13 protein-coding genes are annotated in these 14,359 nt (G+C 37.7%); 7 read left to right on the top strand and 6 right to left on the bottom strand.

All coding sequences use genetic code 11. The annotated features are described in order from the left end of the window. Window positions 1-24 precede the first annotated feature (24 nt). Genes DRF61_RS05640 through DRF61_RS05625 form a run of 4 tightly spaced genes read left to right on the top strand, consistent with a single transcriptional unit; the run spans window position 25 to window position 2,574 of the window. On the top strand, window positions 25-963 hold the full coding sequence (locus tag DRF61_RS05640) for a TniB family NTP-binding protein (RefSeq protein ID WP_111954913.1): 939 nt from the start codon (window positions 25-27) through the stop codon (window positions 961-963). Continuing rightward, on the top strand, window positions 963-1,589 hold the full coding sequence (locus DRF61_RS05635; RefSeq protein WP_111954911.1) for an AAA family ATPase: 627 nt from the start codon (window positions 963-965) through the stop codon (window positions 1,587-1,589). The genes DRF61_RS05640 and DRF61_RS05635 overlap by 1 nt, the downstream gene beginning before the upstream one ends. Before the next feature lie 7 nt (window positions 1,590-1,596). Further along, window positions 1,597-1,893, top strand: a complete 297-nt coding sequence (locus tag DRF61_RS05630) for a hypothetical protein (RefSeq protein WP_111954909.1) — start codon at window positions 1,597-1,599, stop codon at window positions 1,891-1,893. A gap of 21 nt (window positions 1,894-1,914) precedes the next feature. Next, complete coding sequence (locus tag DRF61_RS05625) at window positions 1,915-2,574, top strand: DUF3164 family protein (RefSeq protein ID WP_111954907.1); 660 nt, start codon at window positions 1,915-1,917, stop codon at window positions 2,572-2,574. 252 nt (window positions 2,575-2,826) lie between these two features. Here the strand turns inward: DRF61_RS05625 and DRF61_RS05620 are convergent, their stop codons facing one another. From DRF61_RS05620 to DRF61_RS05595, 6 genes are all read right to left on the bottom strand, one after another. Beyond that, on the bottom strand, window positions 2,827-3,174 hold the full coding sequence (locus tag DRF61_RS05620; protein ID WP_157963364.1) for a DUF2750 domain-containing protein: 348 nt from the start codon (window positions 3,172-3,174) through the stop codon (window positions 2,827-2,829). 38 nt (window positions 3,175-3,212) lie between these two features. Further along, entirely contained in the window at window positions 3,213-3,794 is a 582-nt protein-coding gene (locus DRF61_RS05615) for an SMI1/KNR4 family protein (protein WP_111954903.1), read from the bottom strand. Between the two features lie 62 nt (window positions 3,795-3,856). Beyond that, window positions 3,857-4,240, bottom strand: coding sequence for a DUF2750 domain-containing protein (locus tag DRF61_RS05610; RefSeq protein ID WP_111954901.1), 384 nt, complete (start codon window positions 4,238-4,240; stop codon window positions 3,857-3,859). Window positions 4,241-4,254: 14 nt separating this feature from the next. Then, complete coding sequence (locus DRF61_RS05605; RefSeq protein ID WP_167409398.1) at window positions 4,255-7,920, bottom strand: DUF6443 domain-containing protein; 3,666 nt, start codon at window positions 7,918-7,920, stop codon at window positions 4,255-4,257. A 10-nt stretch (window positions 7,921-7,930) separates the two neighbouring features. After that, entirely contained in the window at window positions 7,931-11,230 is a 3,300-nt protein-coding gene (locus tag DRF61_RS05600) for a hypothetical protein (RefSeq protein WP_146897014.1), read from the bottom strand. Window positions 11,231-11,240: 10 nt separating this feature from the next. After that, entirely contained in the window at window positions 11,241-12,827 is a 1,587-nt protein-coding gene (locus tag DRF61_RS05595) for a T9SS type A sorting domain-containing protein (RefSeq protein WP_111954895.1), read from the bottom strand. 484 nt (window positions 12,828-13,311) lie between these two features. On the opposite strand from DRF61_RS05595, the gene DRF61_RS05590 reads away from it, so the two are divergent. From DRF61_RS05590 to DRF61_RS05580, 3 genes are read left to right on the top strand one after another with little or no spacing between them, the layout of a single operon-like run. Beyond that, window positions 13,312-13,584, top strand: a complete 273-nt coding sequence (locus tag DRF61_RS05590) for a hypothetical protein (protein WP_167409397.1) — start codon at window positions 13,312-13,314, stop codon at window positions 13,582-13,584. Further along, window positions 13,553-13,828 carry a hypothetical protein gene (locus DRF61_RS05585; protein ID WP_111954891.1) on the top strand — a complete coding sequence of 92 codons (276 nt, stop codon included), beginning with the start codon at window positions 13,553-13,555 and terminating at the stop codon, window positions 13,826-13,828. Before DRF61_RS05590 ends, DRF61_RS05585 begins: the two co-directional genes overlap by 32 nt. A gap of 3 nt (window positions 13,829-13,831) precedes the next feature. Beyond that, window positions 13,832-14,356, top strand: coding sequence for a hypothetical protein (locus DRF61_RS05580; RefSeq protein WP_111954889.1), 525 nt, complete (start codon window positions 13,832-13,834; stop codon window positions 14,354-14,356). Window positions 14,357-14,359: the final 3 nt, after the last annotated feature.

The following is a 14,359-nucleotide window of genomic DNA, read 5'->3' as shown; positions in this document are numbered from 1 at the left end:
AAAAACCAAAATTACAATAGAAATATGACTACAAAAGATTTAATTACAACAGAGCAAAAACAGAAGATCCTTTCTTCTATGTTTAGCGGAAGGGACCAATTCAAGGGGAATGATACCGCTTATGCCAGATCACTCGGAATAGATTTGAGCGTTTACAAATCTTTACAGGATGGAAAAACGGAAGATATTTTGTCATTTGGCCAGTGGCTTAATATCGGTTCAAAATTCCAAACGGCAAAGAACGATTATGAAATGAAATTGGTGAGAACCGAAATCTACTGCGCCTTAGAAGACAATTTCAATTTCTGTCAGGCGACCAGAACATCAATGATTTTGGTAGACGACTGTGGGATCGGGAAAACACGCTGCGCCATAGATATTATTTCTAAAATGAAAAATGCTTTTTACGTGGATTGTTCTCAGTCTCAAACTAAAATACGCTTTGTAAAACAGTTAGCTGCCTCTTTAGGCTGTGATACCACCGGAAAGTATTATGATATTCTGGAAACGGTAAAATACGCCTTAAATATCATTGAAAACCCGTTTGTCTGCGTGGATGAGTTTGGGGACCTTGAATACAACGCTTATCTGGAATTAAAAGGAATAATGAATGCCACTAAGCATAATTGTACGTGGTATGCAATGGGAGCCGATGGACTGCGCGCAAAAATTACGAAAGGCATCAATAATCACAAGGTAGGTTTTGCAGAGATATTCAGCCGTCTTTCTGATGATTTTGTGACGCTGGTTCCTAAAAATCCTGAGGAGCGTAAAGAATTTTACTTAAAGCTTTTCGGGGACGTTGCCTACATCAATTTGAAAAATAAAAATGAAGTGAATGAGGTGGTTAAAAAATGTATGGTAAAAGTTGCGAATCCTTTTGAAGGAAAGCAGAAAGGGGAACATGGCGGGCGTATCAAATCACTTAGATATTTAGAAACACTTTTAAAAGTCAGGGAATAATGAAGGCGCTATCAGTAAAACAAGCGTTTTCCATTGTGTTTAAACTGTTTGAATTTACTGGACTTTGGCTTCAAGCTTTTGGAAAACCGGAAACCACCGGTTTTTGGTACTTAGGAGGAGGAGAAAAGAACGGGAAATCAACTTTTGCCATGATGCTGGCTAAATACCTTACCACATTTGGAAAAGTGCTTTATATATCCGCAGAAGAGGGATTATCAAAGGACATTATTGCCGCCATGAAATTTGCGGGGTTATCAGACAAAGACAAAAAATTTCACATCATAGATTACGAGCCGTGGCCAGACCTTTTGGCTCGTTTTAGCTCCCGAAAATGTGCTAAGATCATTTTCATAGATAATTCAACAATTTACAGGGACGAGATCACAAGGAAGATGGTATCAGAATTAAAACAGAACCATCCCAACAAATTAATCATAATGGTTTGTCACGAGGTAAAAGGTTTGCCGGACAATGCGCTGGCAACAACATGGAGAAAGCTGGCAAAAATCATTATTCAGGCAGAAGGATTAAAGGCCATTATTTCCGGGAGATGTCCGGGAGGTACACTAATGATCAATGAAGAAAAAGCTAATCTTTATTGGGGAACAGAAAATAATACAAAATAGAAATACAATGAACAACAATATATTACTAAAGGTTTTACAGCTGGACAGCCTTGTCCGGTTTTTAAAATGGGGAGAACGTGTAAAAATCCATTTATACATGGAAGAGAAAGCCAATTCTACAACACCAAGAATTTTGGCAGCGTATGAATGGGTGGAGAATGAAAATTGGGAGCCACCCGTGATGCATTACGGGGAAGACCGGTTCCAGTATTTTCATGATCCGGATCTGGATCTGTGGGTTGAAACAGAAAATTATCTGAACTACTTTCCACATTACAGGGAAGAACTAAATGAACTAAAATAAAACAACTTTAAAACCACAATTATGAATATCAATAAACTTTTAGAAAAACCTATTAATGAATTATCTGCGAAGGAAATGGAAGCTGTTTTAAATTATAAAATAGAGCTTGAGACTGATAAGCAGGAAAAAGAAAGACGGGAATATGAAGCCGAGCGCGACAGTGATATGGGAGAATTAATTGCCCTGGCACTTGAAGTTGAAAGTAAATCGTATCTGCTTAAGAAATTAACCCATTCCAAGATGGAAAAGCATCAAGAGAAACTCAATGAGTACGGAAAAATCCGCAGTAATTCAAAAGGGGGCTTCTCTTTAATGCACAGTGATAAAAAGCTCAGGATTAAACGCCGCCGGGATACACAGCCAACATGGGATGAAAGAAGCACAAAAGCTCTGGAGCTGATCCACGCATTCCTGTATGATACTGTAAAAAAAAGGGACAAAGATTTATTTGAAATGTTAATCGGGTTCTTAGTGAAAAATAAAAAAGGTGACCTTGATTATGCCAGTGTAATGAATTTATTAAGCCATGAAACCCGTTTTAATGATCCAAGATGGAAAGAAGGTTTAAGGCTCTTAAAACAGAGTTACAGTAATTTTCTGAAGGGTTATCAATACGATTTTGAAAAGCAGAATGAGGAGGGTAAATATGAACGGATAGAGCTTAATTTTTCGGCACATTAGCCACCCACAATTTTTTTCGTTAATTATCTATCGGATAGAATCCGAATTCTTTTAAAATCATAACCATACAAACAATACAAAATAATGGTTGAACTAAATTAAACTCCCTTATTAGACTAGACTAATAAGGGAGTAATTTTTTGAGGCTATTTGTAGATATTCAGAATTAAAAAGAGCCGTCCGAAATTGGGCGGCTCAAATATCAATTATAAAATGTTATATATCATTAGATAATAAGATTCTAATTTTTATCTATTCATATTGTTCTAATTCTTCTTGTAAATCAGAATTAAGATCATCTGGTGATATAACAGTTCCTTTTGTATTTGGAGTTAGAAAAACATTGATTAATGTTTTGTCATTTGTCATACCAGGAACCCATTTTTCTATAAAATTATCTAATTCTATTACTTCAGCCTTATGATCTTTCCATTGATCAACAGCACACAACTCGGCAAATTCTTTTTCTGGCCATAATGGAAGTATTCTGTTTCCATCATTATCACCAAGTAATGCCCAGCCTTCATCATTAAGCCCCCAAATTTGTTCAAAATCTGCCACTTTTCTAATGAAGTAATCATACCTTTCTTTTTCTGACATTTTTAAAATGTTCTCAATTTTATTTCCCATTTTAGTATTCAATAAGGTAATGTTGAAACATCTTCATCAATTTCTCTTCCTTCCTCATCAAAGAAAGTATATAAACGCTTCAATTCAGATAATAACATTTTTTCAAAAGATGCCCACTGAACTTTTGAAGTAGCATCATCTGGTGAACCACAATGTACTATATTAGTATCCTTGTCTATATATAAGAGTGAACCATCCCATTGATATCCTCCAATAAAAAAATAACTATCTTTAGCATTTTCTGGTCTCTCATATTTGTTTGGTGTGAGAATCGAAAATGGCTGTCTTGAATTTGCTTTTGGATCACGAGTTAATTGTCTTCTTAATCCATAAAGACTTAAATTAGAAGATAAAATATTGCAACCATTACTAAAATTCATTAAAAAATCTTTATACTCTTTTGGAATGGTAGTTCTTAAATCTTCCTCCAACAAAGCTACTTCTTCATTATTTAATTTCGGAAATATAATGTTTAACCAAGCTTGCGGGCCCTTAAATGGTACATGGCCAATTAACAAAGCTCCGTCACTAGAATTTGCAATGCCTAAATTTTCAAACTTATAAATAAGCCCTTTTATTTCTTGATTCATTACTCATAAGTGTTTAGTTAAGAATTAGCGTATCATTTTAAAATGATACGCTAATTCTTATTTTATTCAATCTTATCTAATTCTTCATTCAAATCTCTACTAAATTCTTGAAGATCCACTACAAAACCAGATTTTCCATTTACTGGAAATACATTTATTAAATAGTTTTCAGAACTAATAATATCAAATATATTTTCTCTCAAATCATCTAAAGTTAATTTAAAGGGTTTGCAATCTTCCCAACCTTCTTGCAAATCTAAAGAAACAAACTCTTCAGCAGGCCAAAATGGGATGAGACTAAAATCATCAACCTCGGAGATGGCATAATCTCCCTCTTCATCAACAATTGTCCATAATTGTTCAAAATCAGCAACTTTCTTAATAAAGTATTCGTACCTTTTGAAAGGCTCTAATTTTAAAACATTTTCAATTTCTTTATTATTCATAATATTATAGTTTATTAATTCTTTTTACCATCTTCCACCGGTCTTTCCTTATTTTTCCTCCCTCCATTATCATACTTATGTTGTCTTCTATGTAAAGATCTATCTTGCAAGTGGGAATACTTATAAGAATAGCCTTTAGCCGCCTCTCTGCCTCTTTCATGTGCTAAATCTTTTCCCGGAGGATTTCTAACTGTCGTTCTCTTTCCTTTTGCAACTTTATTGATATCAGATTTTAGCCATCCTTTATCTGCTTTACCTAATTTTGGTTCATTCGCCAATTCTCTTAATCTTGCTTGTTTCCCACTTCTACCTTTATTTGAGTTTGATGAATCAGTGCCTTCGTCACTCTTCATATTATCATGAGTGTTCTTGAAAATGGCGGCAGCACCGGCTACTTCAATTGTTCCTTTCAAAATTAAACCACTACTAACAGCTGCACCCGGTCCTCCTGCCACAGCACCTACACCAGTAGATGAAGCTGCAGTAGATAAAGCTAATCCACCTGTTCCTCCTCCAATACTTCCTATGCCATCTGTCGCCATTAGGGCACCTAATACTAAAGATGCTCCATGTCCGTTACTCACCCCATTTCTATAGGATTGAGAATTGGAGCCGTACTTATTCCTCAAATTAGACCCCGCTACATTGTCAATCATTGTAAGGGCAAATCCTTTTAAATGTTGGCAACATTCGCCATCTACTGCATCCACAGCGGCATTTCCGTCAGGATCGGTAAATCTTATAGGATTGTTTAACGCATAACTGTAAGGCGACCAGTCTGAAAATTCTTCACTCAGTGGGTCTGGGCTCATCCATCGTACCCCGTCGTTCATATACATACGGCTTCCAAAATCATAGAAACCTGTTTCCTGTAACTCCTTTTTCCCGAACTTGTAATTTTTATAACTGCCCGCTCCGAAATAGGCATTCCCTGTTTTCAGGTGGTTCATCCCGAAAGGATAATAATCATTGCTGTCAACAATTTCCAGAGCGCCTGCGCTGTTTCTGGCGAAACTTACCCTTACATTTCCTAAATGATCTGAGTAATTGTAAATATATTGATTTTTTGTATAATCATAAAAGCCCTCAGCCGTAGGAAAAAATTGCAGGTCGGGTATTTTGGCAGATGAATCCATAGCATCGAACAAATCCAGTGAATAAGCTTGTGGCTCCATTGCTCTTGAAAAGGATTCTGATGATCCCGGATCACCATTCCCTCCTGTACTGCTGGAAGTAGATTTAAAATACTGAAATCCATCTAAATAATCTGTCACCTGTGTGGTGGTTTCGGTTCCCGAAAAACCTATTGTGGTTTTAACAAATTCTTTTCTGAGCTTTACACCATCTGCCCGGTATTTTGTACTGATCTGCGTAGTGATCTGGTCAGAACCAATGTTCATCACATCTGGAAGATTCAGGTGATTATAGCTGATATTGGTAATTTGCTTATCCAGCATAACTTTAATATTCCCGTTGGCGTCATAAACTATTGGTCCGCCTGCTGCACCTTCATACCCTGTACTATTTGCTTTGTTATCCTTAATTTTTACAGCCTGATTACCAACATTGGTATACACAAGATCATCTATAACCGTTGGGGTAGTATTTCCATATTCCATTACGGATGTCCTGTACAGATTAGTGATGTTTCCATTCAAATCATAGGTCAATGATTCCGTATTTTCTATGCTGTTCGGGTTGTTGGGGTTTTGATAATATCCTGCGGTTAATCTGTCTAATTTGTCATAAACATAACCGTATCTCTTTGGAGTAAGGGAAGGATAAGCTCCCAATGTTTCTATACTTCTCCAATCTATTTCGGCTATATTCCCATTGTATCTGGGAATTACATTCTTTCCAGAAAATAAAACGGAGTCAGGATTTTCAATACCATCTTTGCTGTTGTATTTTGCTTTAAAAGCAAACAATTTTCCTCCCAAATCAGGCAGACCCATCTGGTTTTTGTTAATGGCAGTCAGCCACCCCCTGATATTGTAATCGTAATCTATACTTTGTAGATTATCACCTACCTTCTTGTTGACAAGCTGCGAAAGTTCATCATAGGTATTTTCAGCCAAAAGCTGTTCAGGTTTATCATCTACCTGATGGTAATGCTGCTTCAGTCTGTTCTGGTCATCATATACAAACCTTTCCTTTACTATGACTTCACCTTGGTCATATCTCGATTTTTTATGAGCGGTAACCTTCTGCTTTACCACTCCTGCAAAATCATATTCTGTTTTTGTATTGGTAAAACCGGCCAGGTGATTAATAGAATTAGTTCCTATTACCCTTCCTTTTGTATCGTACCAATTGAAATTCATTGTCCATGAGCCATCTTCTATATTTTTCAGGTATGAGGCCAAAGGAAGTCCGGATGTATTTTTCGATTTTCCCTGACCCGGCTGAGTTAATACCGGATGTCCTAATATAGTCGTTGGAATTTCAACCTGTATATTCGTTGGATAGCTATCATAATAATTAACCGTAAGAATGGTCATGCTTCCGGTAGGAAATGCATTTTTTGTGTAATAGATAACCAGGTTGTTCAGCATGAAAGAAGTCTCAGTTCTTGTTTCATTATTCCCTGGGTTAGCAGCCATATTATTAACAGCAGTCTGCATCGCTATCCTTGTAGCGGTATTGCTGAAAAATCCTGTATAAACAACCCTATCGAACTGATCATACTTTGTGAATAGCCAGCCTCTTGCTCCAAAACTGTTTATAGTTGTTCTTAATACCGCATCCTGGGTAAGTATCAGGCGGTCTTGTTTGTCATAAACCATCAAATCCCAGCCTTTTCCCGGAAGCTTTTTTTCTGCCAGACGGTAACGGCTGTCATATCTGTACTGGTAGCAAAGGTTGTCCAGCACTGTATTATCTGGTGTGGCAATAGCAGCAGCGGGAGGTATAATGTAGGCCAACTGTTCATATTCATTATAAACATAGTAGGTATCTGCATTTTCAGAATCACTCAAAACCTTTCTTGACAATACGGTTTGCCCTCTGCCGTTTTTAAATTCTACGGTCTTGTTTCCGTCCTCATCTGTTGTAGTATTTTTATACAATTGACCTTCTGTAAAAAATGAAGATTGAGACACGGAAGAAATGTATATTTTATTGGTTGCATCCCACGAAGTAACCGTCTCGTATTTCTTTACATTGTCATTCTGCCTGTTGGTCCCTTCAGCATACTGAACAGGTTTTGTGCTCCATGCGGTTCCTGGCTGGGTCAACTGCTGGATTCTGTCTAGCGGGGAGTTTTCAAACTGTTTTTCAGAGAAGATTTTTTCCCCTGCATAAATGCTCCCCGGGTCAGCTACAGGATAAGGAACTGCTCCCGAAGCCTGCTGGTACATGGCACCACCTGTAGACGAATTCTGAGGAATTGGAAAATATTCCCTTGCCTGTCTTCCTATATTGTCATAAATAAAAGGAGTTACAAGATCCCTACCTAACGGAGATGCTTTGACATTAACCGTCTGCTTGAGTCTGCCCAGCCCATCAAAATACTGAACGGTTTGTGATTTCTTTTTAGATGGGTCAGATACTTTCGTAGAATCAAGATAGCTTATGGACTGTACATAATTCTCTGTATCTGTTGTCTGGGCATAAGACATCCCTAACGAGCTACAAAGCCAATACAGTAGTAGTATTTTTGTTATTAAGTATTTTTTCATAAGAGTGTTTTTATGGTTTGTAGTTGTATTTGAATTCTTTAAGGATATTTCCGGTTTTATCATTTTCTCTTACTTCTTTCAGTCTTCCGTAGGTATCATACAGATAAACTTCTCTTATCCCGGATGGAGGGGTAATACTGGTTACTCCTTTCAGAAGGTCATAAGTAAAGGTGGTGATCCTGTATCCTTTAAGCGCACTGTTATTTCTGAAAGCATCAAGAGCACTGATCAAGGCTGCTTCCGTATTTGGATCAGAGGCATCATTATCGGACGCAGTGACAATGGATGAGATCAGTCCTAAACCTGCAAGCTGATCATAAGATATGCCTTCGATCTGGGCAATAGGCTGAGTATTACCGTATCCCCATACAGTTGCAACAGGGGTTCCTGTCTTTTCTGTGTACTGAAGGATATTTCCATTGGTATCATATTTATCATATTTCAGCTCAGAGGTGGCTGTTCCGTTAGGAATATCATATGATTTTACTAACTGTGGCAGGATCAGGTTTCCTGTCTCAGAAGTAGGTAATGATGCCGGATAAACCGTTTCTGTTTTTGATAATGTTTTTGTGGCAGTACCTATAGTCTGGCTTGTGACAGTTTCCAGAGGAATCCCTACCATATTTCTACCGATCATTAGCTGGTTGCCTTTTTCATAGGCATAACTATAGCTGGTTTCATTGATTCTTCCATCGGCAAAGGTCGTCTTCTGGCGGCCTAGCTGATAATGGGCAGGGTTATTATAGAAATATTCTGTTTCGGTCTTTACCGGAATACCTTCTAAATAGTCTGTCGTCTTTTGGGATTTTAAATAATGCCAGTAAGAAACATTCCTGTATTCATTGATATTGAGATTTCCAAGACTGGCAAGATTAACCGAAGTTCCTTCTGCTAATCCGGTACATTTGTTATTAGGCATGCCTACATCAGCTGCCGTACACGTATAAGGATGCGAAAAACTTCCACACGCGGGATCATAGAGTTTTTTACCAATAAAATTTTTAAGCTCAAACGTGGCTGCATCATTTTTTTCATAAATATTCTCTTTCTCCTGGATAATATCTAAAACTGAAGAACCGGAATTTTTTCTTAAAGTTAATGATCTCCGCTCAGTACCGTTATTCCAGCCTTTATTGGTCCAGGGACCACTGTTTATGCCCCCGGGACCCCATATATTGGAACCGGGATCATCCCTTTGAACGGTAAATTCTTTCATTTCACCACCGTTTTCAAAGTTGTCTCCCCCTTCGCTGATAGTCACAAAAGGATAAAGACAGGTCATTGTTCCTGTATCATACAATGGCATTAGGCTGCTTGAAGAAAGGACAATATCAGAGTTTTCTACTATACCGTTACATGCTCCGGGAGTGCCAGATCCAGGACCACCGTAACAAACGGTTTCCCATTTAACCAAATCCGTATAATACGTTTTATTGCCTTTAAGCCCCGAGGAATGGTTAATATCATCTTTATGAGCATAATAATATCTCTTATAAACGGGGATGTTTGAAGCGGGATCAATGTCTTTCGTAGATTTTACCCTTACCCCTCCGGTATCAAGGTTGGTAAAAAAGGTCTGTGGAGCAGTCTGAAAATAGGATATATTAGCAGATACATTACTGCACATAAAATCAGCATGTAACTTAATGGTATAAGTTTCTCCGGCAATAGCATTGAAAGAAATATTCATTGTCCTGCTATCTCTTGTTAAATGGTAGATATTTCCCTGGTTGATCTGTACTGTCCCTGAAAAATGTCCGGATCCTGCGAAGCTACTGCATTGAGATATTGAATTAGCTGTTAGCATCGCATTAATTGTAACGGGCTGATCCATTACTGAAACAAAGGTATGTTCAACAGTTTGGTCATCAATTTGGGTATCGGTTTCTACTTCGAGATAGTTAGTATAGAGATTAGGTATAATGGTTTTCTCGCCCCAATAGGTATTTCCTTCGTACTCTAGCTCGGTATAACCCTTAGTGGGATAAGTCACTTTCTTCAGCATTCCCAGTTTTGAATAAAGAGGATTAGGCTCCTTATCTGCACCTCCATAGGGTATTTTTGACAGCCCGTAATCAGGGATATTCCTGGGAACAAGATTGCCATTATACGCTTTGTTATAATACCCCCAATGATCCTGTGCTTTGGAAAGTCTTTCTGGAAAATCCTGCGGGTTATCATATTCAAAGCTGTATTTTTTCTGGGGATCTTTAAAGGTGATGCCGGTGAGGAAATTTCTTTTATTAGCAGTATTGAGATAATCAAACCCAGTACTTTCTACAATTTCCCCGTTTCTGCCCAGGAGACGGATTGTTTTTACTTTTACATTTCCATCCACATCAAGGACAGAACTATTAGCTTCATATTCAAATGTAACAGACCCGTCAGCTGTATTATTACTACTGATAGAAGTAATTCTTTTTCCGGACACCTGCATGGTATTGCTAACTATTGGGCTGGTAGATGGAGCAAGGGCATAGCCTGACGACTGACAGGAAGGTTGTGTCCCAGGATACCCCACAGAAACTCTTAAAGTCTGTGACTCCGAGGAAGTATATTCGGCAAGTGTACCAGCTTCGTAATTGAAATAAATTTCATCTCCGTTTGGATTCGCAATTTTGGTAAGATACCACGCAGTCACGGCACCAGAAGGTATGGAATGCCCGTCTCCTTGACTTCTATAAACAGTCGACTCAGTTTCGGTAAAATAATATTTTTCACCATTTTCTACAGTCAGTGTAAAGCCCTGGCCTGTTTTTTCGATCTTTATAGCTTGCTGGTCTACAATATGTGGCTGCCCAGCCTGATCATAAAAAAACTTGCCGGAGTAACCATTAAAGTTAAAAGAATATAGGTCAGCTTCTGTATCTACAGCATCGGTGGCATTTCCTACCGTATACAAAAATTGATTGGTTACCGGGTTAGTGTAAGCTCCGCTAACCGTTTCAGGTGTTGTAATATGGGTTGATGCTTCATCTGCCCGGTCTCTTACCATTCTGGTAATGACACCTCCAAAATTTAGGTTCCATCCTAAACCGACATTGGTAGAAAGTTCATCTACCTTGATCCCGTTGGATGAGTAGGAAAGACTTAAAGGCAGATCAATATTTCCTGTTTTATAGGTAAATAAAGGAACTGATATATTGGGTGATCCTGTAAAAAGTCCTACAGGCACATTCCCATAATTTCCCAGTGCATATGCTGTAGGGGAAGGCGGGATGATATTAGGTAGGGTTGCATTGGTAGTAGACTGCTGTGCCTGCATAAAATTGATCAGCAACAAAGCAGCCGGGATTAATATTTTTCTCATTTGATGTTTATTATTTCTTTATTAGTTTAGCACTTGCCGTTTTATTATTATCCGTTTTTATCGTCACCAGATAAGCCCCCTGAATTAGATTCTGAGTGTTTATCTTAGTCACCTTATTCTTTGTTTTCAAACTCTGTAGCTGCCTTCCTCCCATATCATACAGCATAATATCAGCTTCCTTGAATTGGGAGCCTATTTCTACATAAGCATAATCTGAAACTGGATTCGGATAAATCTTGATGTCCTGCTTTTCAATCAACTGGTCAAGTTGCTTATCTCCTAACTTTACGATCTTCCAGTTCTCTTTTCCAAGCTCTTCTGCACTGGTTCCAGCTAGAATGATAGAGCCGTCTCTATTCAGTTTTATATCAGATAGTCTTTCCTCTCTTTTCCTGGATTCTCCTTTTACATGCTTTCTCCATTGTTCTTCCCCGCTTGGGTTCAGGTAGAGCATCCAAAAAGTTTCATCATCAGTCTGTATCTTTCCTTCTGCCTGGGTGTAACCTCCTAAAAGAATTCCTTTGGAAGATTTATCATCCGCTGAATGAAGGACACTGGTTCCCATCAGAATATCCCTGTTTCCAAAATTGTAGGATTTCTGCCAAAGTTCCTCACCTTTTTCATTTAAGGAAATAAGCCACAGATCAGTTCCTTCTTCTATTCCTACCGATTTATTCCCTGACCTTTCGGATCTGGATTCTCCACCAATTAAATAACCGGAGGATGTTAAAGAAAGTGTTCGTATATGGTCATCTCCTTTTCCTCCATAGTTCTTTTCCCATTCTACTTTTCCTTCTTTTGAAAGTTTGATAATCCAGTAATCTCCTTCACCGTAATTCTCTGTATTTTTTGAAGTAACATTGGCTGCCGATGGGGCGGGAGCATTACTTTTATACTTAGTAATTCCGCTTCGGGAATAAATTCCCAATAATGCTCCGCCGTCCATCGTAGGGATGAGTTTCTCAACTTCATCCAAACCAACACCACTTATAATATTTTCTCCGGTTGTTTTCCCGTTTTTATCTAATCTTACAATCCAGACGTCTTTGGAACCTAACCCATTTTTAGGGTTTTGAATATTTCCGGCAATCATATAACCGAGATCAGTAGTTTGTATGACTGATCTGGCTTCATCATCCTGCGGGGTACCAATGGTTCTCTGCCAAAGTTCGTCCCCGAATTCATTAAGTCTTATGAGCCAAATATCAGAACCTCCTTTGGAATCTTCTTTTTTATCCAAGCCTTTACCTGAATAGCTGGTTCCTGCAATAAGACTACCTCCATCCTGAGTGGTAACGGCTGCCGATAAATAATCATGATTATTCCCGGATACATATTTCTCCCAGACCTCTGTCCCTTGTTGGTCAAGTTTTACCAAATGAAAATCATAGCCATTGTTCTGCTTACTGCCTTCTGTCTGAAGCTTACTACTCTGAATACTGCTTCCAGTTATTAAATATTGTCCGTCAATGGTTGTAGTAACCTGGCTTAAAAAATCCTGTGTATTGGATCTGATGTCTTTCTGCCATTGAACCTGTTGGGCAGAAAGATGAATTAACGTGCATAAGGTAAGTGCACTGAAGTAAGTTTTTTTCATACGCATTTGAAATTTGATGTGAATTTAAAAGTAAGTGGTAAATCACAAATCAGGGAATACCACATTTTTAGTATGGGGTTTTTACGGTAGGCTTATTTAGCCTGATAAATCATGTCTTTTCATAAGGTTAGCAGTGTATTTATTTTTATTATTCTATTACAAATTTTCACACCTTAAGAATTTCAGGAAATGCAAAAGGTGCGGGACCGAAATCAATCTGCTACAGAGGTACTGCGAAGAACCAAATGCCAGAAAGACTCAGCCCGCACCCGTATGAAGGCACGGGCGTAAGTCTATCGATCTGGGCATTAAAGAAGATTCGCAGTTTTCTGTAGCCAAATGATAGCTTACGCTTGTGTTATCGTAAAATTATGGGTCAAATGTAGTGATTTTTTGAAATAAAAATCCCCGTATTTTTACGGTATTTCATAATGCTAAATTTTAGTTACTTTTGAGAATGGATTATCTGAAACATATAAATGACTTGGAAGCATTGCAGAAAAATGACAGGAGGTGGATGTATCTTCAGCTAATTAATATTATAAAGGAAATAGGAAGAGAGACTGAATATAAAGAACTAAAAGTAGGATTGAGGTTACTATATGAGAAGGTTATGAAAACACCTAATCCGATTAGAATGAATGATGGCGAAGTAAGCGATAAAAAAGCCCTAATTATATTAGATAGTATTATTATTTCAATAATAGATTTGCTTAACGATTATTATGGGAATTATAAATATATTGGCCGGAAATAACGCCAACTTGCACGTAATGAGATTACTTCCTATTTTTGTAATTATGGCAGAAGTAAAACAAACAAAACAGGACAAAATTATTAAGCGAAACGAACGAATTCGCAAGCGCTTCGCTTATTATACAGACAAAAAGCATTATGACAGCAATTATGCTTTAGAATTATTAACAGATGAGTATCTTCCATTGGAAAAAGAAACGATCTGGCTTATTATAAGAAGAACAGGGCATTATAAAAACCTTTAACCTATGAAAAAATTATTATTCCTTTTATTGTTCCCCATTACAATTTTTTCTCAGACTTCATTGACCACTGATGACATTTATGCCGCTGCGGGAAATGATTATGAGACCTTAATAACCAATATTGAAGCAGGTGATAATTTCCAAGCTGTATCAGATTTACTTTATAAAATAGGATTGGTAGATGATGAAAGTTATAAAACAAATTTTGACGTTTTAAATCAAAAGTGGAAGTATGTAGAACAGATTACTTCGGGAAATACTAAACCTGCGGTTGTTTATATACATTGGAGTGGAAAGAGGGCTAAGGGGTATGTGCAACCAATCATTACAAAATTAGAATTGTTAGGCGATACAGAAAATATTATCAAATTTTATGTAAATTTCTGGAGCCGTGCGATTAACTTTAAGGACATCAAACCCGGAGAAACTGTTACCACCCGTTTCTTATCTGATGTGGCTGCGCTATCCGTTGGAACCAATGGCCAGTCAAAAATTGTAGTCACTACTTCAAAAGATTATTATAAATAAGAT

This window comes from Chryseobacterium lathyri (genome assembly GCF_003290185.1).
Taxonomy (GTDB): Bacteria; Bacteroidota; Bacteroidia; order Flavobacteriales; family Weeksellaceae; genus Chryseobacterium; species Chryseobacterium lathyri.
This window is presented reverse-complemented; position numbering and strand designations above follow the sequence as displayed.